Annotated in this window: 18 protein-coding genes and 2 tRNA genes; 8 read left to right on the forward strand and 12 right to left on the reverse strand. The window is 60.5% G+C overall.

Going from position 1 to position 22,087, the window contains the following annotated elements; translation table 11 throughout:
* Positions 1–29 precede the first annotated feature (29 nt).
* On the forward strand, positions 30–773 hold the full coding sequence (locus IT444_12170) for a prepilin-type N-terminal cleavage/methylation domain-containing protein (protein ID MCC7193528.1): 744 nt from the start codon (positions 30–32) through the stop codon (positions 771–773).
* Between the two features lie 42 nt (positions 774–815).
* Here the strand turns inward: IT444_12170 and IT444_12175 are convergent, their stop codons facing one another.
* The 4 genes from IT444_12175 to IT444_12190 form a co-directional block, all read right to left on the reverse strand.
* Positions 816–1,640 carry a hypothetical protein gene (locus tag IT444_12175; protein ID MCC7193529.1) on the reverse strand — a complete coding sequence of 275 codons (825 nt, stop codon included), beginning with the start codon at positions 1,638–1,640 and terminating at the stop codon, positions 816–818.
* A gap of 94 nt (positions 1,641–1,734) precedes the next feature.
* On the reverse strand, positions 1,735–2,871 hold the full coding sequence (locus IT444_12180) for a hypothetical protein (protein MCC7193530.1): 1,137 nt from the start codon (positions 2,869–2,871) through the stop codon (positions 1,735–1,737).
* Between the two features lie 76 nt (positions 2,872–2,947).
* Positions 2,948–3,020 (reverse strand) — tRNA-Arg (locus IT444_12185).
* Between the two features lie 199 nt (positions 3,021–3,219).
* On the reverse strand, positions 3,220–3,480 hold the full coding sequence (locus IT444_12190) for a hypothetical protein (protein ID MCC7193531.1): 261 nt from the start codon (positions 3,478–3,480) through the stop codon (positions 3,220–3,222).
* Between the two features lie 111 nt (positions 3,481–3,591).
* Here IT444_12190 and IT444_12195 point away from each other — a divergent pair.
* A tRNA-Arg gene (locus IT444_12195) sits at positions 3,592–3,665 on the forward strand.
* 78 nt (positions 3,666–3,743) lie between these two features.
* On the opposite strand, the gene IT444_12200 is transcribed toward IT444_12195, so the two are convergent.
* The 3 genes from IT444_12200 to IT444_12210 form a co-directional block, all read right to left on the reverse strand.
* The gene (locus tag IT444_12200) at positions 3,744–6,362 is read right to left on the reverse strand and encodes a hypothetical protein (GenBank protein MCC7193532.1); all 2,619 of its coding nucleotides are present in this window, start codon (positions 6,360–6,362) and stop codon (positions 3,744–3,746) included.
* A 321-nt stretch (positions 6,363–6,683) separates the two neighbouring features.
* Positions 6,684–7,742, reverse strand: coding sequence for a tetratricopeptide repeat protein (locus IT444_12205; protein ID MCC7193533.1), 1,059 nt, complete (start codon positions 7,740–7,742; stop codon positions 6,684–6,686).
* Positions 7,743–7,965: 223 nt separating this feature from the next.
* Positions 7,966–10,629 (reverse strand): VWA domain-containing protein, encoded by a 2,664-nt coding sequence (locus IT444_12210; GenBank protein ID MCC7193534.1) that lies wholly within the window; start codon positions 10,627–10,629, stop codon positions 7,966–7,968.
* Between the two features lie 180 nt (positions 10,630–10,809).
* On the opposite strand from IT444_12210, the gene IT444_12215 reads away from it, so the two are divergent.
* Positions 10,810–11,853 carry a carbohydrate-binding family 9-like protein gene (locus tag IT444_12215; protein ID MCC7193535.1) on the forward strand — a complete coding sequence of 348 codons (1,044 nt, stop codon included), beginning with the start codon at positions 10,810–10,812 and terminating at the stop codon, positions 11,851–11,853.
* A 71-nt stretch (positions 11,854–11,924) separates the two neighbouring features.
* Here the strand turns inward: IT444_12215 and IT444_12220 are convergent, their stop codons facing one another.
* Together IT444_12220 and IT444_12225 are read right to left on the reverse strand one after the other, a co-directional pair.
* Positions 11,925–12,680: a hypothetical protein gene (locus IT444_12220; protein MCC7193536.1), complete on the reverse strand. Its 756-nt coding sequence runs from the start codon at positions 12,678–12,680 to the stop codon at positions 11,925–11,927.
* A gap of 60 nt (positions 12,681–12,740) precedes the next feature.
* On the reverse strand, positions 12,741–14,096 hold the full coding sequence (locus IT444_12225) for a nicotinamide-nucleotide amidohydrolase family protein (protein MCC7193537.1): 1,356 nt from the start codon (positions 14,094–14,096) through the stop codon (positions 12,741–12,743).
* A gap of 85 nt (positions 14,097–14,181) precedes the next feature.
* On the opposite strand from IT444_12225, the gene IT444_12230 reads away from it, so the two are divergent.
* From IT444_12230 to IT444_12240, 3 genes are all read left to right on the forward strand, one after another.
* Entirely contained in the window at positions 14,182–15,066 is an 885-nt protein-coding gene (locus IT444_12230; protein MCC7193538.1) for a bifunctional 5,10-methylene-tetrahydrofolate dehydrogenase/5,10-methylene-tetrahydrofolate cyclohydrolase, read from the forward strand.
* Positions 15,067–15,068: 2 nt separating this feature from the next.
* Positions 15,069–15,665 carry a hypothetical protein gene (locus IT444_12235; protein ID MCC7193539.1) on the forward strand — a complete coding sequence of 199 codons (597 nt, stop codon included), beginning with the start codon at positions 15,069–15,071 and terminating at the stop codon, positions 15,663–15,665.
* Positions 15,666–15,832: 167 nt separating this feature from the next.
* A complete protein-coding gene (locus tag IT444_12240) occupies positions 15,833–16,705 on the forward strand; it encodes a hypothetical protein (protein MCC7193540.1) in 873 nt (290 codons plus the stop codon).
* 16 nt (positions 16,706–16,721) lie between these two features.
* Here IT444_12240 and ispH read toward each other — a convergent pair whose 3' ends face one another.
* Entirely contained in the window at positions 16,722–17,684 is a 963-nt protein-coding gene (gene ispH / locus IT444_12245; GenBank protein MCC7193541.1) for a 4-hydroxy-3-methylbut-2-enyl diphosphate reductase, read from the reverse strand.
* A gap of 55 nt (positions 17,685–17,739) precedes the next feature.
* Positions 17,740–18,618, reverse strand: coding sequence for a glycosyltransferase family 9 protein (locus tag IT444_12250; GenBank protein MCC7193542.1), 879 nt, complete (start codon positions 18,616–18,618; stop codon positions 17,740–17,742).
* Positions 18,619–18,839: 221 nt separating this feature from the next.
* Between IT444_12250 and IT444_12255 the strand changes: the two genes are divergently transcribed.
* Both IT444_12255 and IT444_12260 read left to right on the forward strand, forming a co-directional pair.
* Positions 18,840–19,829, forward strand: coding sequence for an ROK family protein (locus IT444_12255; protein ID MCC7193543.1), 990 nt, complete (start codon positions 18,840–18,842; stop codon positions 19,827–19,829).
* Between the two features lie 151 nt (positions 19,830–19,980).
* Positions 19,981–20,886 carry an RNA polymerase sigma factor RpoD/SigA gene (locus IT444_12260; protein ID MCC7193544.1) on the forward strand — a complete coding sequence of 302 codons (906 nt, stop codon included), beginning with the start codon at positions 19,981–19,983 and terminating at the stop codon, positions 20,884–20,886.
* A 60-nt stretch (positions 20,887–20,946) separates the two neighbouring features.
* Here the strand turns inward: IT444_12260 and gcvT are convergent, their stop codons facing one another.
* A complete protein-coding gene (gcvT, locus tag IT444_12265; GenBank protein MCC7193545.1) occupies positions 20,947–22,056 on the reverse strand; it encodes a glycine cleavage system aminomethyltransferase GcvT in 1,110 nt (369 codons plus the stop codon).
* Positions 22,057–22,087: the final 31 nt, after the last annotated feature.

A 22,087-nucleotide genomic window follows, 5' to 3' on the forward strand; every position in this document is an offset into this window, starting at 1 on the left:
CGTCGTTCCGGGCTGCGGGAGATCACGTCATGCGGCAGCGTCATGCTTTCAGTCTGATCGAGTTGCTCGTGGTGGTTTCCATCATTGCGATGTTGATCGCGCTGCTCCTGCCGGCACTGGCGGCGGCGAAGGAACAAGGACGGCGGACGCTCTGCGGTAACAACCTCCGCCAGTCCATGCTCTCTCTGGACAGCGACGCGCAGGACAATCAGGAGTGGTACATCCCCGGCAACTGGGGCAGCATCAACCACTTCATGCTCTGGCGCAACCTGGGGCATGACAAGCTGCTGAGCGACTACGGTTTTGCCTATGACGGCAAGGGCCAGTGGCCGAGCCTCTCGTGCCCCAGCGGGGCGTTCAAGGCGCAGTTCTGGCCTCCGCCGAGCTTCTGGGCCGGCCCTCTGACGCTCAACTATTTTTATGTCGGCGGCTTCGGGCAGAATGCCGGCTGGTACGGCTGGATTTATGACAGCGCCAGCGAGCCGGACGACTACCGGCCGGTACCCAAACGCAACATCCCGCGTCAGGCGAGCAAAGCGATGATCATGCAGGACCTGGCGCGCTTTCCGGGGATGGGCAACATCATCATCGAGTATTTCTATTCCAGTGAGATTGCGTACTTCTCGCCGATTCCTCCCAGCCATCCGAGAGGAACGGATCGCTGGACCGCGGCAGGTGAGAACGTGCTCTATGCCGACGGACACGTCACATGGAAAACCGCGGAGATGGTGATCCCGCGTGTTCACAGCTATTACACCTGGGCAGCGTATTGAGTCGGAGCTGGACGGCTCGCTGAGATCGCGCGCAGCAGGGGGTCAGGACTCACTGATCCGGCTGGGGGCTGTCCGACGACGCCTGACGCGCAGCCACCAGTCCAGCGCCAGCGCGATCAGCAGCACGGCACCGGAGGCGATCAGGCGGTTGACCAGCGACCAGACCCGCCGGTCCGGTGCGATCGTGTGAAAATCCCAGAAATAACTCACGAACGGCAGCAGCAGCGCGAAAGGCGTGAGCTGCCACAGCAGCCGCCGACTCATCGCGCGGAAACTCAGGATGATCGGCACGGCGTAGAGGATCGGCATGTTGATCCGCGGCGGGACGAGGATGTCGCTGATGAAGATCCCCGCCATCACGATCACACTCGCCAGCATCACCAGAAAATGCTGGAGCAGCCGGGTGACTTCATCGTCGATGTCCACGCTGGCGCTGCGCGGCGCCGGGTCGATCGCCCGGCGCAGGTCGGCAAAATGCCCGGAGAGTAAACCGAGAATCACGGCGACGACGGCGACCATCGCGCGGTTAATCATGCGCAGGTGCATCAGCCGGCCCCGCCAGTCCGACGGATCGACGCCGTCGGGCGGCTTGGTGAAATAGCCGGCAAAGGTCAGCAGCACCACAGTCAGCACCACCCACCAGGGGACCGGCCGGTCGCTGAGCAATACATAGAGCACCAGTGGGACCGAGTAGAGGATCGAGAGATTGAGATTCGGCGTGAAGCGGTCAATCAACGCCACCGCCAGCGTCGCAAGGATGCACAGCCACGGCGTGAACCGGGCTGCACGGTCGCAAGGGTACATCGCGTTGGTTGCGGTCTGGTTCATGGGGTTCGGAGGAGTCAGCATCTTCTCCCGGTCGCTCATGCCGACGGGATCATAGCTGTCCAGGCGTGAGATTTTATTTTAGCGAAAGTCGCATCCCGTCGCGGAGCAGGGAGACAAGCGAGGGACGGCGGATTCAGGAGAACAGCGCCAGTAATGCCGCCGCCAACATCGCACAGGGGCCGCCTTGAATGGGCGAGAGCCGACGACGCTCGGCGATAAGGTCGATGACGCTGCGGTCGATGGCTGCCAGCTCACCCCAGAAGGCGACCGCGTCGGCGTACTGGTTGGTAGCGCCCGTACCGTCGATGAAGTCGGCGTATTGCCCGTTACCGCGATAGATGACCGTCTTGAGCGTGCGGATGATCTGCTCCATGTCGGTGCGGTTGAAGACGACTCCGGCGTGATAACAGCGGACGACGAAGGTGACATTCATGCCGGCGTGGCTGAAGTCCTCAGCCCTGATCGACTCGTCGGAGCAGGGGAGTTCGATGCCGGGCCGATAAATCCACTGGACGGCCCCATCGGGGCGGAGCACCATCCGGTTTTTGAAAAACCGCGCGAGTTTTTCGGCGCGATCGAGGTAACGGCTCTTGCCGCCGGCCAGTCCCATCTCCAGGATTACACGGCCAAAGGTGTTCATCTGGTTGGTGGGCAGCGGCGCATCGCCGAGGATCGGCTCGGTGTACCAGCCCTCGATCTCGCCTGCTCCGCCGGTACGGCTTCCGGGCGGACAGGCCCGCTCGTGCCATTGATCCTCGTAGGCGTCGAGCGACTCGGTGATGGCGGTACGGAACTCCGCGAGGTCGTCGGCAAAGCGGGACGCCAGAGCCTTGTCCTTTGTCGCCAGATGCACGAGACGGGCGACCGGATAGAGGATCATGCCCACGTGGACCGTCCAACTGGTGTACTTGCCCTCGTATGGCGTGCCGACGGAAAACCGCACGGAACCCCAGCCGGGCATCATCCTGCCGCGGACTTCATCGAGGCGGCCGACCTTGTCATCGCGCAGATTCAGCAGCGTGCGGAAGCGGCGCACCATCGTGGACAGATAGCGCAGGTCACCCGTGGCCTCGTACTGGATGAGGTAGGCCAGCAACAGGTGCGCCTCGCCCCAGGCGTAAACGCCCGGCTGCATCCGGGCCGGCGGATTCCACGGCTGGCCGTTCCAGTCGCCTTTCATCGCGTTGTATGCTTCCGCCGGCTCATCGGTCACCTCGTCACGCTCAACCTGAGTGAAAGTCTGCACCGCTTCGGCTTTGGTGTAACGCATCACCGTTTTCCTGTATGGAAGGATGCCGCCGCCCGCGCGGATGCGGTACGGCATGAACAGAGATGGCGGACTCAAGCGCGCCCGGATGGATTCGAACCATCGACCTGCGGTTTAGGAAACCGCTGCGCTATCCTCTACGCTACGGGCGCAGTGGATTTGGAACAAGGTACCACTGAATAACCTCCGGATAGACCGCGATCGTGCGGCAGCGTCGGACAAAATCCGTTCGGGAAAACCCATCCTTGCAGCCGCAGCTCGACAAGCAGTGCTGTCCGAGAAGTCGCTTGTCGAGGGTAGTCGATAATCTCCGGGTGGTCAACGGATGCAGCCGTCGCGTGATCGGGATGTTCAGAGCGTCTGATAGGCGGTGTCTTTCTTGCCGCGAGCGCGGACGAAAAAGAAAATCGCCGCGGCCAGCAGGCCGACCAGCGAGCCGACGAGGACGCCCCAGTAGCGGTAACTGACGAGCACCTGTTCGGGCGGGATCGGTGCGGAGTCGGACTGCTGCGACCAGCTCACCGGTACCATGCCGGCCAGCAGTACGCCCAACAGCCCGCCGGCGAGCATGAGGGCGAACGTGATGAGGATGATGCGCAGGGAGCGATTCATGGTTTTTTCCTGGACGGCCGCACGCCGCGCCGTTCTGATGATGAGCATCATACGCTGGAGAACGTGATCGCTGCGGCGATGAGTTCACTCTGACGTACAATAAGGATCGCAGCCCTCGTAGCTCAGTTGGATAGAGCAGCAGATTTCTAATCTGCGGGTCGCAGGTTCGACTCCTGCCGGGGGCATTGAGCGTTTTTGCAAGCCGTTTGTCGCACTTCTGTCGTGTCACGCGATGCCAAAAGCTCTGCGGCGAAGCGCGGGGTTCACCTGCGGGAGCGGCGACGTTGCAGCAGGAGCAGGCCGCCCAGTGAGGCGAGGGTGAACGATGCCGGCTCAGGCACGGCAAAGTAGATGACGAAGTCACCGCCGCCGTTACCCGCCATCGTCACCGAACTGGTCGCGCCGTCATTGGTGAACGCCATCGGCGTGCCGTTGAGTGTCGCCGAGGTGATGGAAAACGCCGGGAATCCCAGGTTGCTGGAGTAGAGCGTCAGGACCGAGTCGCTCGTCAGGTCGTCCGCCGAGAGCGAGCCGCGGTACTCGCTGCCGCCGGTGTCCAGGAGCAGCGAAGCGGTCACGACGTTATTCCAGCCGATGATCTGCAATCCATCGCTGAACACGTTGGTGCCGCGTGAGATCATCAGGCTGTTGAGCGAGGAACCGTCGCGGCGGAGATAGGCGTACTGCGCGTCGGAGGAAAGCGCGCCGCTGTCGATGGATACCTGCACTCCCGCAGCAGTCGTCAGCACGTTGGAGTTGTTCGTCTGCGAAATGTGCCAGTCGTTCCAGCCGTCGGTCGAGACGATCCGCGCCGCTGCGTAGTCCGTGCCGGACATCGGCGTGACGGTCCACTTGCTGGTGAAGCCCGCCGCTCCGGTTTCAAACAGCGTCAGGAATGTGCCGCGGTTCTGGTTGGTCGTCGAGATTCGCATCCGCTGCGTCTGGATGAACGAGCCGTAGTTTTCGACCATCCACGTCGAGTCCTGCGCGACCGCATCCATCGCGGTGCTGGCGACGATGTGGGCGATGACCTGGCCGCTGACCGGCTGGTTATACGGATAGCCGTTGGGGATGGAGACGTTGTTGCTGGTCGTACCCAGGTAGGTGTCCACTGACCAGCGGATTTTTTTGTACGTCGAAGTGTCGGCCATGATCTGCGTGTTGGCCGCGGTGGACTTGCCGATGAGGTTGAGGGCGAAGTCCTTGTTGGTGCTGGTGGTGCGGAAGGCGTCAGTCATCACCATATAGCCGTGATCGGTGGCGGACTCGTTGACCATGCCGATGGACCGTCGCTCCTGCATGCCGCCGCCGTCATTACCGGCGCCCCCGTAGGTGGTCCTGACGGTGGAGAAGTCCATCACGCCCTTGAACGACCCACGTTCCTGGGCGTCGAGCCGGTTGGTCATGGTGGTGTTGGTGCCGGTGATGCCTTGACTGTCGGCGTTGTTACCCATTCCCCAGGTGGAGGTGCCGTTCGTGCGTGCCAGGAGCACGTTGTGCTCGATGGCGTAATTGGTCCAGAGGTTGTTGCCCCCGCCGCTGTGCGCCGGTGTGTTGGGCATCGCGCTGTCGCCGCCGAAGTAACTACCGCCGAATGGAACACCGTTGTAGCGGGCGTAGCCGGGTTCGACGAGCACCTGTGTGCCGTTGGCGACGAGCGTGATGGCCGCAGTGTCCTGATGAGTGAAGCTGCCGCCGTCCGTTCCGCCGGTGATCGCCAGGTAGTTGCTCGTCTTGCCCCAGTCGTTTTTGAATACGGCGATCTTCGACTGGCCGTCGGAGAGATATGTCGGCGACCAGTTGGGAGCGGCCGCGCCGTCGGCATAGTCCGTCAACACCATGAAGTCGGTGATCGTCCAGTTGTTGTTCGTGGCGTTGGCCCAGCTTGTCCAGTCGTGGCCGTTCAACTGCTCCGCGTTCCAGACGACGGCAGCCTTGAGGTTTTTCCCGTCCGGCTGGGTCGAGTCGATCAGACGCGATAACTCATGGATCGCCAGCGGCATGTTGTCGCTGTTGTGGAAGCTCGGCGATGTGCCGTTGGGCATGCGGATAGCCAGCCCGTAAGTAGCCATCTGCACCGCTGCGTTCTTGTACTGTGCCGCACCCGTCGCATCCGCGCCGTTGTTCACGTAACCAACCATGAACGTACTGAGATTAGCCAGAAAGTAATTCATGTAGCGGTCACCCTCGGTCTGGAACCCGTCGTTGGTGACGCTGTTGGTGAAGGCGTTGCGGACCTGCCCCATGGCGGTGTCGAGGTTGCTCTCGTTGCCGGCAAGCTGGGCGTAGAAAGCGCGCATCCCGCGGTTGAGAAATTCCTGATTACCGCCGGAGGTGGGCGAGCCCATGCCGGAGAGTACGTTGCTGTTGAGTCGTGAGATGATTGCGGAGCGTTCCGAGGAGGTAAGCCCGGAGTTAATCAGGTCGAACGCCTGATAAAAGCCGCGTGATGAGAGTGCCCCGGTGATTCCGCTGCCGCCGGTGACCTTGGCGTAATTGGTCAGCGCATCGCGGACCGCGATGAAGTCAGCCGAGGACGTATTCCCTCCGCCGGTGATCGCCCAGCGGAGAGCCTTGGCCTGAAGAATGCGCGACATCGTTTCCGAAGTGGAGAGGTTGTTCGGCGCGGAGTTGGCGGGGGTCTGATTGGCGTAGCTCACCACGTTGCTTTTCACCGTGGTCTGAAAGCCTGCTGCCGGAGTGTTCCACCAGGTCTGGAGCGTGGTGATATCCGATGGCGTCAGCAGGATGCTGGAGGTAGGCGCCGTGATGCTCGCGCCGGGATGGTTTACAGGGGCTGCCATCTGCCCTTGCGCGATCGCAGCCAGGAACAGTACAGCCGCGGACGGCAGAGCAATCTTCTCAATAAAACGCATTGACATTGTTGCCCCTTCCAGCTTTAAGGTTATGACCAGGCTACGTGGTATCATATTAACACTAACAAACATCGCACGTCAACATAGCTACATAACTCCAGTCAATTTAGGCATATGCAAGCGATATTCGGCTGAACACCTGACATGCGTGCAAGGAGTTAAAACCTTGAACATTGCTTGAATGTCTGTTGGGTGAGTTACGGTTGAAATGACAAACGATGACGTGGCAAGCTGATGCAACCCGCGACGTTGCGGACGCAAATGATCGGAGTAAGGTCGAGTATTCACCTTACTTCCTCGCCGCTTTTTTAGTCGCTTACTTGGGAGTTACTTTGCTGCGGGTTGGCTGGTGGCGGCTGGTGGCTTGAGCTTATCGAGTGACGACTGCGCTTCCTGTTTCACGTTGGCGGGTACATCCGGCATTTCGATCACCTTCGTGTAATCAGCCGTCGCGCGGGTGGGGTCTTTCTCCTCCTCATACAACAGGCCGCGCGCGACCAGTGCCTGTGCGACCCACGCAGCCGGAGCATTGCTCAATTCGATAGCCTGTGCGTAGTCAGCCATAGCGCGGGTCTTATCGCCTCCCTTGCGGTAAGCCGTGCCGCGATGAACCAAGGCCTCGGCGACGACCTCGACCTGCGCATTCTTCAACTCGATCGCGCGCGTGTAGTCGGCAATCGCGCTGGCAGCATCGCCCCCGTGGTCAAACGACACTCCGCGGCTCAGATAGGCGACAGCGAGCTTTTCCACCGGAGCATATCCCATGTCGATCACCCGCGTGAAATCGGCGACGGCGTTGGTGGTGTCCTTCAACTGCTCATACGACAGGCCGCGGTAGATCAGCGCATCAATAACCTGTCGGATCGAAAAATCCTTGATGCCGATCACCTTGGCGAAGTCCGCGATCGCGCGTTGATGGTCTGCCGCTTTGCGGTACGCCGTGCCTCGGTTAAAGAGTGCCTGTCCGACTGTTTCGACCGGCGCGTCCTCCATGTCGATCACCCGTGAAAAGTCCGCGATCGCGCGGGTGTCATCACCGCTTTCGCTGAAAGCTGTGCCGCGCACAAGCAGCGCGAGGGCGACCTGTTGGGCGGGGGCGTCCTTCATCTCGATCAGCATCGTGTAGTCGATGTAAGCGCGGATGGTATCTCCATCCAGGCCGTACGACACGCCTCGGTTGAGCAGTTGCTCCGCGATGCCTGCCGTGTCGATTTCCTTTGCACGCAGGGATGCGACGAAGTCCTCCTCCCCCTTGATGATGTCCCGCATTTCTTGTTTAGTTTTGGTGCTGCCCGGCGGCGTCAAGTCCGCCCGCAGCACATCGCCGCCCCAGACCACCAGAAAAAAGCTGACGACCAGGGTCAAGGTACCGTGTCTGCAAAACATAGGCTGCTGCTCCTGATGTGGTGCGAATAAACGGCCGACTATCCGGCGGACCGCATCTCAATACTTCAGCTTACCGTGAGTGAGTCTGTCCGGTTGAACAAAATTTTACGTGAGTTAAATCAGAAAGGCTCGCACTGAAAACCGCAATCTCACCGCGAGGCATGACATGACCTCGTGCGATGAATGGCGTGCCGATCAGCAGGCCGGAGTACCTTAGAAGTCGTCAGCGTTCATCGACGACCTCATAAACCTTGTCGCCGATCACGAGTTGCATTTTCGTGCCGACGGAGAGCCACGCTGCCGTGTCGGGATGATCGTTGAGGAGTTTGAAATAGTCCTCACTGCCGAACTTCACGATGATCGGCTTGATGTTTTCCTGCTGTTGGACGTTTTCGTCGATCCACATATCTCCGTTGCGGTAAAACGCCCGCCCGCGAATGTAGCGGACGCGCACCGCTCCGGCCGCATCCGTCCCGCCCGTCGGTCGCGATGCGCCGGGTCGATCACGATCGGTCGGCATGGTGTAAACCAGGGCATCGACGTTGCGCATGGATTGGGTTGCTTCCGAGGCTTTGACCCCGCCTGCCGGCATGGGGATGCCGCCGCCGCCCGCGTCCTGTGCAACGCCCGGCATCGCATTGCCGCTGCGCTCCGTGCGGAACTCCTGATACATCCGGCCGAGTTTTTCCGCCTCGTCCTTCCGCACCGCGGAGGAAACCCGCTGTGCAGCCGGGATGTTGCGCTGCTGCTCGTCCTCGATGATCAGGTACGACGTGTAAGGGGTGACGATCCCATACTTGCGCGCCAGCTCAACCGTTTCGTCGCGCAGCTCTTTGGTTTCGCCATGAAGCCGGATTTCTTCCAGGAGATAGCCGATGCGTCTGGTCGCCCAGAGTCGCGGAATGAAGCCGTACTCAGCGGACTTATCCGTAAAGGTCGCTTCGGAGACGAACTTTTTCTTTTCGCCATTGACGAATCCTTCGAGCGTCACGGTCGTCGGCCCGCTGCCGGTGTATTGACCAAAGAGTACGAGTTGATCGCCCACAAAAAGATCGGGCAAGGCAGCCGGATAAGTTTTGCTGGTGCGGATTTTGTCACCGAAAGAAAGCGTCAGACCGGTGAGTACGGGCTGGTTGATCCGTGCGTAGAAGTTGGAAACTTTCACCTCGATGTCTTCGCTGGGGAGGACATACTGGCTCGAAGCGCGGGTCTGTTGAGTGATCTTGTCGAGCAGATGCGTGTTGATGTCGTTGCCGACACCGAAGCAGAACACGCGCACGGTTTTGTCTCCGACGAGTTTGGTCAGATGGTTGGTGATGGCGTCCTCGTCGCGTTCGCCGATGGTCGGCTGGCCGTCGGTGAGGAAGATGATGTAACGAGGCCGGCTGGTGTCGTCAGCGTCTTTCGCGCCTTTTGACAGAATCGCCTCCGCTGCCGCCTTGAGCGCATCATCGATGGCGGTGCCGCCGCTGGCGGAGAAGGTGTCGATGAACGCGCGTGCTGTGGCGCGGTTGGTGTCGTTGACCGGAAGCAGGGCCTTGAAAAGCGGCTCAGCCTCGGTCGCGAATCGGATCACCTCAAAGCGATCGCCCGTGTTGAGGCTGTTGACGCAATATAAGAGAGCCTTCTGCGCTTGTTTGATCTTTTCGCCCGACATCGACCCGGAGGTATCGACGACGAACACCACGTCCTTGGCTGACACTTTCGCCTTCTCCGCCAACGCGCCCGGCGAAGCCAGCAGCATGAAATATCCGCCGCCTCCCGGCATCTGGCCGGCCCGTGCCATTCCTTCCGGGCCTGCAAAACTCAGCAGGTTCACTGCGATATCACCCTTCTCGCGCAGCGGGGCAAAGAGGAGTTGAAAGTCGGTGTCCGGCCGGACATCACGGGCTTCAAATCCGATCGTCGCGGAGTGTTCCCCGTGTCTTTTGATCTCGACCTGGTGGCTGGGCGAGTGGATCGACTTGAGCGCCTGCTTGGTCGTCACCTCGCACTTGATCGCCACCTGGGGGATCGGCTCAGGTGAAAACTTCTCGGTGTTGAGCGGGTAGGTGTAGGATATCAGCCCGTTGTCGCTCTTGAGAACCTGTGTGTATTTGAGCGTGATCCGCTTTTCGCTCAGCGGCTCGATGGGGAAGACGCGCACCTTGAACAGACCGCGGCCTGCATATTCCATCAGTGCGGGATCGCGCGTCTTGCGGACGATCTCTTCGTAGATGCTGCGAGCCTTGGTCGCGTCGAGCAGCTCAGCTTTGACCTGCTGGCCGTTGATGTCCATGGTGAACTGATCGATCTGCCCACCCTCAGGCAGCGGGAAAATGTATGTGCCTTCGAGTCGCTGCTGGCTGGGGTTGTAAAAAACCTGATCGACCGAAGTCACCGCAACCTGATCGTCGATCTTCACCTCGACGAGGTGCTTGCGGATGTGCAGGGGAGCAAAGACGGGATGGATCGGCCGGACGACATCGACCGGAGGCGGCGGGTCGATGATGACGATCAGGCCATCCGCCAGAGCCGCGGACGCTGCCAGTAAACCGATCACGACCGCGATGAAAAGGTGACGCAAGCTGAGCATGACAAGGCCTCCCGTTTTCTCTGAATGACTCAGACGCCAGGCGAATGGAAAGGTTCCCTTCGGCGGGATTTCACCCTGCCGTGCTGCGGCGTCCGAACGCGGCTGGAGCGGTTCACCCAGACAGCACCTCGCAGCATGTCCCGGTAGGAATTGCCGCGAAAATCCCGGCAAATCTCGTCCGAAAAGTCGGTAAGCGATTGACAGGAAAAGCGTTAGGTAGGCGAATACTCCGCGGGCAGGTTCAAGACGGTCTGGCCGTTGAGTCGCATCAAACACGGCTGCTCCGACAGGTGTTGTTTGGTGGCTTTTCATGCGAGGCTCCGTGACGTGAAGAGGGCGGCCAGCCGCCGACGTATTTCATCCAGTGAACTATTATAGGCAAGTCGAACTCAATTTTCAAATTAAAATTAACTTTTTCTGCCTCGCAGAAAGTCTTGGGGTGCGGGGTTTCTCAGCCGTGATATCGTGGCGTCCATTCTCAGGAGCTTCAGCATGTTCAGACCGCTGTTCATCACACCCGTTCTCATTGCCCTGGCCTTCGCGGGTTCAGCCTTGGCTGCCGACCCGACTCCGGCGGACCTTGCGCTGGCGGCGAAGTTCGAGGCCCTCAAGCAAAAGCTCGACACAGGCCGGGGACGCGAAGTCATCAACCTCACCCGCGACAACTCACCCGATGCCCAGGGCTGGATCGGGTTCACCAAGGAGAACACCGGCGAGATGGCGCTCCAGCGTCTCAAGGGTCACCTGCCCGCGACGGATGCACAGCTCGCCGCCTCCCGCGCGTCCTATGGCCGGGTCGTCTCCATGCTCGAAAAAATCGACCGCAGTCCCGAAGCAAAACCCTACGAGATCGTCCAGCGTCGTAAAGAGATCACCATCGACGGCCGGATCGACCCCAAGGAATGGAAAGGGGCGAATGTCGTCCCGCTTGCTTATATCTTTCCCCACACGGAACCGACCACGGATTCCGTCGCCACCTGTCGGCTGATGTGGGACAGCCGGAATCTCTACGCTGCGTTCGACGTGCCCGACGCTCAGATCATGGGTAACGAAGCTCTGGACAACGAAAAGAACACGTTCCTCTACGACTGCGTGGAGTTGTTTCTCGTACCCGATCCGCGTTTTCCTGCTTACTGGGAAATCAACGTCACGCCGAAAAATGAAATCCTCGATCGGCTGATTATGAAAAAGTCGCGCGGCTGGTTTGGGGAACCCGACCCAAGCGAAGACATCGAAGGCATCAAGGTCGCGACGAAGCTGTCACCCGATTCTTCCAGCCCTGACGCTGATCACACAGAGCAGAAGCCCGGGTACTCCATCGAGATTGCCATTCCCTGGTCCCAGCTTCCCAACATGCGCCATGGTCCGCGGGTCGGCGACACGCTGTTGGGTGTCATGGCCTGGTCCGATGTCAACGACAAAATCGACTACGGCCACCAGAAGTATTACAGCCAGGTGCCGACCGTCGCTGGATTCAACAGCGTGTGGGAGTTTCAGGTACTCAAGCTGGTCGGGAAAAAAGGCTGGTTTGATTGAGAAACCAGCTCGCACCGAGGCGGCTGCGCTGAGGATCGCGCCCGTTGCATTGATCGCGGCTGTCTGAGTCGTCAGGTCACGCGCAGGATTTTCTGACGCGGCGCGGTTGCGGTCAGTCGTTCAAGCGTGTCTGAGCCAAACTCAGCAAGCACGAACTCCGCACCGTCGAGTCGGCCTTGCAGCGTCTCCGGCTGGTGCATGTCCAGGGCCATGAACTGATACCGCCCCTCGCGCAGAAATTGCCGCACCAGTGCGTCAGCCTGCGAACCCTCCTCGCCGGTCATGCAGCGGAAATTACCCTGAAGCCACACGCCCATGTTTGTCAGCTCATCGAGACACTTGCCCACCTCCGTCGTGCAGCGGAGCCGCTCAGGATGCGCGAGAATCGGCTGGTAGCCTTCGCTGAGCAGTTTCTCGAAAGTCGGCGTCACCCACTTCTCCCACTTGTCACCCCAGAAATCGACGAGCAGACAACGGCTGCCCGCCAGCGTTGGCAGCTCACGACGCTTCATTTCGGAAACGAAGTTTTTATGCAGCCGCACTTCGCCGCCAGTCCAGAGTCGGTAGTCCAGCCCGCGGGCGTTCAGGTGAATCTGAAGACTCTCGGTCAGATCGCGGATGCTCTCCGTGGTAATCAGCGGAAACTGCGCGCTCCAGAAGTGCGGCGTGCAGATCGTGCCCACATAGCCCTGGGCGATCAATCGCTCCACGCACGCCACTGAATCGTCGAGATCACGACAGCCGTCATCAATCCCCGGCAGAAGGTGGCTATGGATGTCGATCTTTCCCGGCGGCAGGGGATCGGATGTGATGGCGTCCTCAGTCATGATCGTGAAAGTATAGAGAGTCAGCAAAGACGATCCGCCCTCGCGCTGGTGCGACACCCGTCAGGAGACGATTCTGCCGAACCCCAGGGCATCCAGCGACACGCCCATCAGATCGAAACGAAGCAATTGCAGCGCAGACTTGGCAGCGCGGTCACGGACAGCATCGCGGTCGCCGCCGAGGTCCAGACGAAAGACGCTCGTCGCTTTCGTCTTTGACGCCAGCCCGATGAAGACCGTGCCCACGGGTTTGTGGATCGTTCCTCCTTCCGGGCCGGCAATGCCGGTGACGGAAAGTGCCAGACTCGCCTTACCGCGCGTCAACGCTCCTTCCGCCATCGCCCGCGCAACCGGTTCACTCACCGCGCCGTGCAGGTCGATCAGCTCCGTCGGCACACCTAGTTGCGATGTCTTCATCGCGTTGGCGTACGTCACCCATCCGCCGAGATAAATCTCACTCGACCCCGACACATCGGTGATCATCTTGCCCAGCGAGCCGCCGGTGCAGCTCTCCGCGGTGACGAGCAGCAGCCGTGCCTCGCGCAGCATGGCGACCACGGTTTCCTGAATCGTCGTTTCATCGCGTCCGTAAATGATCGGGCCGAGCTGTTTCTCGATGAGTGCGATCGTCTCGTCCATCGCAGCGCGGGCCTGATTGTGTTCCGGGAATTCGCTCCGCACACGCACCGAGACGACGCCGCCTGCGACGGTCGTGCCGACCACGGGATTACGTTTGCGATCCATCAACGAGCCGAGCTTTTCCGCCACAGCGCTTTCACCCTTGCCGAACGTGTTGATCTTCGTGGTGAGGATGACATTGCGCCGCGAGGATGGATTTGCCGAAAGATTATCGGTGGGATTCCCGGAGTTGCTTCCGGGGTTACTTCCGAGGTTGTTTCCGGGGGTAAGTTTGTCGATATCCGGGCCGATGGAGAGTCGCCACATCGCCAGCATTTCGCTGGGTACGCCGGGCGTGACGTAGATGGTTGCGCCGTTGAGATGAGCCTTGATGCCCGGCGCCGTGCCGCAGGAGTTGGGGATCACTTCCGATCCGACCGGGTGCATCGCCTGAACTTTATTTCGTTCGGGCATTTCGCGGCTGCGCCGAATAAACATCGCGCGGATCACTTCGACGCTGGGAAGATGGATGACGAGGTTGACGCCCATCGCGTCCGCCAGTGCATCGCGTGTGAGGTCGTCGTCGGTGGGGCCAAGACCGCCGGAGATGATGACCAGCTTCGCCGCCTTTGATGCTTCGATGATCGCTTGCCGGATGGCTGCCCGATCGTCGGCGATGGTCTGGTGATATCGCGTGCCGATGCCGCGCGCGACCAGCTCCGCGCTGAGGTACGCGCTGTTGGTGTCCACGGTCTGACCCAGAACCAGTTCATCGCCGATGGAAAGAATGATGGCTTGCATGGCGTGATTTTAAGGGGACGCCGAACGGATGGAGTCGGAGCGTCGAAATCCGTCCTAGATATTTCGCATCCCGTATAATTCCCGCATGTCTATTGCGACCGCAAAAATCATGGACGGTAAAGCCGTCGCCCAGCAGGTGCTCGATCGCTGCGCTCTGCGCGTCAAGGAAATCATTGCCGCATCCGGCGTCACGCCGTGTCTGGCGACGATTCTTGTCGGCGATGATCCGGCGTCGGCGACGTATGTGAAAATGAAGGGCAAGCGCTGCGAAGCCGTGGGAATGAAATCGCTGCGCGTCGAGATGCCCAGCAGCACCACGACTGCGGAATTGATCGCCAAAATCCGTGAGCTGGGTTCCAGTCGATCGGTCCATGGCATCCTCCTGCAGCATCCCGTGCCGCACCACATCGACGAACGCGCCGCCTTCGAGGCGATCCCCGGTGAAAAGGATGTCGATGGCGTCACGATTCAGAGTTTCGGTGTGATCTCCTTCGGCCTGCCGACCGGCGGCTACGGCTCATGCACGCCGGCGGGAATCATGCGACTGCTCGATGCGTATCAGATCAACCCTGCGGGTAAACAGGCGGTGGTGATCGGCCGCAGCCCGATCCTCGGCAAACCGATGGCCATGATGCTTCTGGCCAGGGACGCGACCGTCACCATCTGTCACTCGAAAACCAGAAATCTGCCGGAGATCGTCCGCCAGGGCGATATCGTCGTCGCGGCGGTGGGGCGGGCACGCTTTGTTCAAGGTGAATGGATCAAGCAAGGCTCAGTCGTCATCGATGCCGGGTACAGTGAAGGCAACATCGGCGATGTCGATTTCGACTCGGCGGCAGCGCGGGCCTCTTTGATCACTCCGGTACCCGGCGGGGTCGGCCCCATGACGATTGCGACGCTGATCGACCAGACCGCCATCGCCGCGGCTCGGCAACTGAAAATATCTCCAGCGGCTTCTGCGAGTCTTTGACCATGACCCAGTTCAACGCGCCAACTTACGACATCGAACGGCCAACCGGCCACTGCGCGCTGAGCGGTCGGAAACTCGAAGTCGGTGAGCTTTACATGGCTGCATTGATCGAGACCGACCTGAGCGCACCCATCCCCGACGGAGCAAGCGCGGGCAACAAGCCGACGGCGGCGGGGCTGGGCTTCAAGCGGCTCGATATTTCCATGGAAGCCTGGGAGAGCGGGAATCGACCGGAAAATATGTTCAGCTACTGGCGGTCCACCGTTCCAGCAGCCAATCAAAAGAAAAAACTCTTCGTCGATGATGAAGTGCTCTTGAATCTGTTCCGCCGCCTCGCCGACGCCGATCAGCCGCAGCGTCTGGCGTTCCGCTTTGTGCTGGCACTGATCCTGATGCGGAAAAAACTTCTCAAATATGACGGCACCGATCGGGAGACTCCTCCCGCGGTGGATGGCCAGCCGCAGCCGCCCCGCGAGTGGTGGCGCGTGCTGACACGGGGCGACTCCGAACCGCTGCGCGTCCTCAATCCGCAACTCGACGAAGCGCAGATCCAGCAGGTGACGGAACAGTTGGGCGAGATACTCGAGGCTGAGCTTTGAAGCCCGCACCGCTCAGAGATGGTCGCGTTACATCTCCCCGCTGCTTTTCACGGGAAAAGTCGAGCGGAAATAGCTCACGTCCATCAGCCGGTGCTGCAAGATCATCCGAGGTCACCCGTCGCACCACAAGCGGCGAGCGGAAGGCGGCGACACAAATCGTTTTTCGGATGGCGACCGTAGTCACCCTGCTGCTGTCTGCGATGGCGGGTTGCCAGCTACCGCCTGCCACTCAGCCGGCGAGTACGACGCGACCGAGCGGAACAAAAGCAGCGACGACTCGTCCGGCTCAGACGCAGCCGTCGTTGACTTACGCTGACGTGGCGGCGCGCTACAACAAGAACATCACTCGACTCGACAAGCTCTGGACCGCCGGGACGGTTGAGCTTAAGTGGACCGATCGAGGTCAGCGACGCTGGGAGCAGGGCGATGTTCATGTCATCCTGCTTCCGCCGTCACGCATGGCTTTTGAGATCAACAAAGCAGGCGTCACGCTTTTATGGGCCGGCGCGGACCAGGAGCGTTACTGGCTTTTTGATCTTCAGGATCCTCGGACCGCCTATGTCGGCCGACACACGGATTATGGTCGTTCACCGGAGACGCCGCTGCCGATTCACCCCCTGGACCTCGTGCGCATTCTGGGAGTGACGCCGCTTCCGCTGACAGCCGGCGATGCGACCGTCGAGTGGATCGGCAAAGGTGATGCGCGGAGCTGGCTCATCGACTTCCCCGGACGAATGCGGATGGTCGTCGATCCTCGAACCGCGCTGCCCAGCCGCATTGATCTGCTCGACGCTCGCGGTTACAGCCGAGTCATTGCCCGGCTGTCCGCGCCCGATCGAGTGGAGATCGAAAACGCGCCGCCCGGTGCATTTCCCACGATGAACACACGATTTGAAATCACCATGACCGACCGCGACGGCTCGATGACGCTCTACCTCTCGCGCATGACCAATCGCAGCAGCAAGTTCAACGAAAAGATCTTCAACTTCGACATCCTCAAAAAGATGTTGAAGCCGGAAACGGTCAATGAGTTGAAGTAGCCCGCAGCCGCGTTCGTCACCGGGAAAGAGCGGTATCGGAGCGGGGACCGTCGCGCAGCACGCGCAGGCTCAGCGGTAATTCAAAGTGCTCATCCTCGTCGATGACGTGCCGTTCCTCGACCTCGCCGCCGTAGCGCGACTTGAGGTCTTCGATGATCTCTTTGACGAGGTGTTCCGGTGCCGACGCGCCGGCGGTGACGAGCACGGTATCGACATTCCTGAACCACTGGTGGTCGATCTCGCTCTTGTCGTCCACGAGGTAGGCGGGCGTACCGGAGTTCTGTGAGATTTCCGTCAGGCGGATGGAGTTGGAGCTGTTCCGCGAACCGACAACCAGCACGAGGTTCGCCTCGGTCGCCACGTCGCGCACCGCGCGCTGCCGATTCGTCGTCGCGTAGCAGATGTCCTCGCCCGGAGGAGCTTTGATGTTGGGATAGCGTTTGCGGATGGCGTTGATGATGACGTTCGCGTCATCCATGCTCAGCGTCGTCTGCGTCAGATAGACGAGCTTTTCATCAGCGGAAAAAGGCAGTTTTTCCACGTCGGCGGGTGACTGCACGATGGTGATCGCATCGGGTGCTTCGCCGACGGTTCCGACGACTTCATCGTGACCAGCGTGACCGATGAGCAGGATTTTGAATCCCTGCCTCGCGTAGCGGATCGCCTCCATGTGGACCTTGGTGACCAGCGGGCAGGTGGCGTCGATCATGGTGCAGCCGCGTTGTCGTGCTAAGCGGCGGACTTCGGGGCTGACGCCGTGTGCGCTGAAGACGACGGTCTGATTGGCCGGCACCTCATCAATCGAGTCAACGAAGATCACGCCGAGCTTGACGAAGCGCTCGACGACGTGCCGGTTGTGGACGATTTCGTGATAGACGTAAAGCGGCGAGCCGACGATCTTGAGCGCCTCATCGACGCACTGGATCGCCATGTTGACGCCGGCGCAGAAACCGCGGGGATTGGCGAGGAGGATTTTCATACGGATAAGACATGATATCCGTGATCAGTGCGCCGAGCCAGAATGAACACGGAGATCAATCGGCGAGCATTGACTCCAGCGCAGCGAAGACCTGCGGGACGCCATGCCACTCCATCGCCTGTGGTGAAGGCGGAGCGAGTGTGACAACCGCAGGCCCCAGCGGGGACCACTGTGTCGCCGACGTGGGGCCGAACAGAGCGAGTGTCGGAACGCCGATCTGTGCGGCCAGATGTGTCGGGCCGGAATCATTGCCGAGAAACAGTCGCGCCTCAGCGGTCATATCCGCGAGTTCTCCGAGCGTGGTGAGGCAACGCAGGTTCCAGGTTTTTTCCCAGTGTCGTCGCAGATCGGCAGGCCAGGTTTCCAGTTCCACTTCGCCGCAGATCGCCTGTGACGGAATGCGCTGATCACGCAGCATTTCCATGACCCGCTCGTAATTTTGGCGCGGCCAGCACTTGGTTGCACCGCCGCTGCCGGGATGAATGACGACCAGGCCGCGCGGATTGCTGCGTGGCGGCAGGACGACTTCACGCAGTCGCAATCCCTGCGCCGCGAGCTGGACCGCATGAGCGCGTGTGATGTGTTCATCCCAATCAGCAGGCGGTCGCGGCTGGACAAACGCCAGTCGAGCGGTTGGCGCAAGCTGTCGTACATTCTCCGCCCAGCGGTCGCGGCCGTCGCTGAGGTAGCTGACAATCCAGCCGTTGATGTTCTTGAACCATCGCTTGCGTTCTTCGCTGATCTGTTTCCAGCCATCCTCGACATGCAGACGTGTCATGTCCGACGACTCGACATCGATCGGCTCGATGCCGTGAATCAGTCGTGCTGCCAGTCGCGCTTTGTCACCGGCTGTGACTACCGACGTTTGACCATCCAGCGCACGCAACAGCGGGAAGACGAGTATCCAATCACCCAGCGCGCCCTGATGAAACACCACGTTCCGCGCATCTGCGGCGTGTAAAGGCCGCGGCGCGTGCCTCTCGCGACGGTCTGTCGTGGTTGAACCCGATGGATCAGTGGCGGCAACTTCGTCAGGCTGCGGGGAGCGATTGCGATTCGGTTGACCTTGATTTTCCGGCGTTTCGATTACAATCCCTCCGTTTTGCGCCCGGCTGGTCGCGCGCTCCCGCGAAGCCTGGTGCCGGCGAGTGAACCATGGGTTATTACATCGGTCTTGATCTGGGTGGCACCAATATCAAGTACGGGGTGGTTGACGACAAAGCCAGGATCATATCCAAGGGTTCCTGCGTCACGCCGGTGACGAATGATCCGGCAGTCCTGACCGGAGGGCTGGTCGCCGCCGCCCACGAGGCAGTCCGACTGGCGGGTCTGTCGCTGGGGCAAATCGATTACATCGGGATCGGTTCGCCGGGGATGCTCAATCTCAAAGAGGGCAAAGTCATTGCCGCCCCGAATATTCCCGCCTTGCGAAACGTTTTACTTGCGCCGGATATTGCGCGGCAGACCGGCAGGCCGGCCATCCTCGAAAACGACGCCAACGCTGCGGGCTTTGGTGAGTTCTGGGCCGGTGCGGGTCGTGATCCGAGTATTCGCAATCTCGTCATGCTCACGCTGGGTACGGGCGTCGGCAGCGGGATCGTGATCGACGGCAAAGTGCTGCACGGTGCGTACGATCTGGCCGGTGAAATGGGGCATTTAATCGTTGTACCCAACGGTCGCCTTTGTGCCTGCGGTCAGCGCGGATGCCTGGAAGCCTATGCGTCCGCCAGCTCCACTGCCCGGCGTGCCGTCGAGGCGCTCACTGCCGGCGAGAAATCAAAATTATCCGCGATTTTCTCCCAGGGCGTGGATAAAATAACTACGAAGGAAATCTTTGAGGCTGCGAAAGAAGGAGACGCACTGGCAGTCCGTGTCATCGAGGAGACGACGACGCTGCTGGGTATTGCGTGTGTTTCGATATGTCGAGTGCTCGATCCACAAATGATCGTTTTTGCGGGAGGCATGATTCTGGCCGGGCCATATCTTTTCGACCGCGTGCGGGCCGCGTTTACGGACCACTCGTGGAAGATGGTGCCCACCAAAATGCAGATCGTGCCCGCGCAGTTGGGTAACGATGCGGGTTTTATCGGGGCTGCCGCGGTGGCGTGGGAGGCGCATCAGTCCGGATCGGGTTCGGCAGCCTGAGCGTCGGGGTAAACCGCCGTTTCCAGGATGCGAGGGAGAGTGTTGGGCAGGGATTAAGCGAAGCGATCAAACCGCCGACGATAAGTCGGAGGAGTATCGGTGCTCGCGGGCCGGTTCAGGCCCTTTTTGCGCCGGATAACGGGAGTGGTCGATGTCCGCATCGGCAGTGAAAAACGGATTGGAGATCTATCTCAGGCAGATCGATGCCTCGCCTCTGCTCAGCGCTGAGCAGGAGCGGGAGCTCTGCTGGAAGATCATGCACGAAAATTGCCCCTGTGCGCGCGACACGATGATCCGCTCCAATCTGCGCCTCGTGGTGAACATCGCCAAACGCTACAACAATCGCGGCCTGCCTCTGACCGACCTGATCGAGGAGGGCAACATCGGCCTGCTCCGTGCGGTCGAGGCGTTTGATCCTGAGCAGGGGGCCCGCTTCAGCACCTACGCTTCGTGGTGGATCAAGCAGGCGATCAAACGCGCATTGATCAATGCCGTCCAGCCGATCCACATCCCCGCATACATGGTCGAGTTGATCGCGCGATGGAAACGCGCCAGCTCGGAATTACAGGAAAAACTCGGTCGTCAGCCGTCCATTCAGGAACTGGCTGAAGTCATGGAACTGCCGCCCAAGAAAGTGCGCATCATCCGTAAAGCAGTCCGCGCTTTTCAGCGGCCCGCACAGACCGGAAGCGTGACGCAGGACGACGGACCCCTGCTGTCCGAAATGCTCAGCGACACGCGCACGCCCTCTCCGCAGGAACAGGCTCTCAACCGCGATGACCTCAACACCATTCAGCGGCTGCTCGATGCGATCGATTCCCGTGAGGCGATCGTGCTTCGACTCCGCTTCGGTCTAGACGGCCGTGAACCGCTGACACTCAAGCAGATCGGTCAGGAGATCGGCCTGACGCGCGAGCGCGTACGCCAGATCGAGATCGATGCGCTCCGCAAGCTCAACGAACGCCTCGCCAGCGACAAGCCTTTTGACGGCCCGGCTCGCCCGCGTCGTCGCGGCGGAAACGCCGGCGCCGTCGTCCCCGCCCGCCGCATCGCTTGATGCCTGCATTTTTTTCTTAAGCGCTACCGCTTGCTTCGTACTGGCTCACGTGAATGGTCGCTATGCCTTTCGCGTGTGTGAGTAGAAGGGCAGCTTTACGATCTGAGCGGATGCGCGTTCCGAGCCGAGATTCACGTTCAACTCCCCCTCGGTTCCCGCTGCCACAAACGCCATCGCGATCGGATAACCCAGCGTCGGCGAGATGCAGCCGCTGGTGATCGTGCCGACAGTCTGATCGCCCTTGAGCACCGCCATGCCCTGTCTTGCGGTGCGCCGACCGTCGAGTTTCAAGCCGACGAGGTTTTTCCGTGGTCCCTGGGCGGCAATTTGCTTGAGCGCATCCTGCCCGATGAACCTTTCGCCATTTTCATCCTGATCCTTGTTGAGGGTGACGGCAAAGGCCAGCCCCGCCGAGAGCGGGTCGGTCTGGTCATCAAGCTCGTGGCCGTAGAGAGGCATGCCCGCTTCCATGCGGAGGGTATCGCGTGCGCCGAGCCCCGCGGGTTTGAGCACCGCGCCGCTGGGGTCGTCGGATTTTTCCTTGACCAGCAGCTTGATTGCCATGGCCGCCATTGAGCCGGGCAGGATCACTTCGACGCCGTCTTCACCCGTGTAGCCGGTTCGGCTGATGGTCATTTTGAGGATGAGCACGTTTTTGACGCAGAAGGCGAAGCGTTTGAGCGTGGGCACCTCGCGGGAGAAGCGGCCGATGTGGTCCATGACCTTAGGTCCCTGGAGGGCGACCATTGCCGTCGAGGTTGTCTGGTCTTCGATCTTGACGACCAGATCGCCGATGTGGGCGTTGAAGTGATCGAGCACCCGCTGGCGATTGGAGGAGTTGCACACCAGCAGCCAGTGCTCGCTGAAACGGTAGAGGATCACATCGTCGATGATGCCGCCCGACTCGTTGCAGATGAGGCTGTAACGGCAGGTCTGCTCAGCCATGTCGCTGATGCGGCGGGTCAGGATGCGCTCCAGCAGGCGGCGCGCGTGTCGGCCGGAAATCTTCAACCGGCCCATGTGTGATACGTCAAAAAGCCCGCCGGCGGTACGCACCTGCTTGTGCTCCTCGTGGATCGAGGAGTAGAGCATCGGCATCTCCCAGCCGTGGAAGTCCACGAACTTCGCGCCGTGGTCAACGTGAAATTGATAAAAAGGTGTACGCAGCACGCGGTCATCCTTGAGCGAGGAAACCGACAGC

The sequence above is a fragment of the Phycisphaeraceae bacterium genome, from assembly GCA_020851465.1.
Taxonomy (GTDB): domain Bacteria; phylum Planctomycetota; class Phycisphaerae; order Phycisphaerales; family Phycisphaeraceae; genus JADZCR01.